Origin of the sequence: Micromonospora arida, assembly GCF_003857035.1 — a bacterium.
Lineage (GTDB): Bacteria > Actinomycetota > Actinomycetes > Mycobacteriales > Micromonosporaceae > Micromonospora > Micromonospora arida.
Map to the genome: position 1 here is coordinate 1 of NZ_QGSY01000006.1, position 1,068 is coordinate 1,068.

General features: G+C 73.0%; 1 protein-coding gene. It reads left to right on the plus strand.

Annotation, left to right across the window (positions count from 1 at the left end):
* Positions 1-8: 8 nt before the first annotated feature.
* Positions 9-1,068 (plus strand): NAD-dependent epimerase/dehydratase family protein (locus tag DLJ58_RS00015; RefSeq protein WP_124853290.1); only part of this gene is annotated, 1,060 nt, incomplete at its 3' end.

Here is a 1,068-nt window from a genome sequence, read left to right on the forward strand (position 1 = left end):
GGTCGGGCATGCGGATCGTGGTGGTGGGGGCGAGCGGCAACGTCGGTACGGCGCTGCTGCGGCGGCTGCGCCGGGAGCGGGGCGTGGAGCTGGCCGGGGTCGTTCGACGTCTGCCCGGCCCGGATGCCGGCGAGCCGTACGACCAGGTGGAGTGGCACTCCTGCGACATCGGCGCGCCGAGCGCGGTCGGGCAGCTCGCCGAGGTGTTCGCGGGTGCGGACGCGGTGGTGCACCTGGCCTGGCAGATCCAGCCCAGCCACGACCAGCGGGTGCTGCGCCGGACCAACGTCGAGGGCAGCCGGGCGGTGATCGACGCGGTGGTCCAGGCCGGTGTTCCAGCCCTGGTGTACGCCTCGTCGGTCGGCACCTACGCGCCCGGCCCGAAGGACCACCCGATCAGTGAGCGGTGGCCGGCCACCGGTGTGCCCGGTTCGTCGTACAGCGAGCACAAGGCCGAGGTGGAGGCGCTGCTGGACGGGGTCGAACGGGATCAGCCGACGCTGCGAGTGGTGCGGATGCGACCTGGGTTGATCTTCCAGCGGGCCGCCGGTGCGGAGATCACGCGTTACTTCCTCGGCCCGTTGGCGCCGGTGCGGCTGCTGCGCTTCGGCCGGATCCCGCTGGTGCCGACGAACCGCCGGTTGCGGATGCAGGCGGTGCACGCCGATGACGTGGCCGACGCGTACGCCAGGGCGGTGCTGGGTGATGCGCGCGGTGCCTTCAACGTCGCCGCGGACCCGGTGCTCACTCCGGAGCTGGTGGCCCGGCACTTCCATGGTTGGACGGTGCCGGTCGCCGCGCCGGTGCTGCGGGCGGCGGCGGCGCTGACCTGGCGGGCGCGGCTGCAACCGGTCGACGTGGGCTGGGTGGAGCTGGGTCTGAACGCCCCGCTGATGTCCAGCGAGCGCGCGGAGACCGAGCTGGGCTGGCAGCCCAAGATCAATGCGCAGACGGCACTCAAGGAACTCTTCGCCGGGATGGCCGACGGCGGCCACACGTCAAGCCCGCCGATGTCCGGCGCACGGGACCTGCCCGGCCGCCGTCGGCCATCCCGGCGAAGAGTTCCTT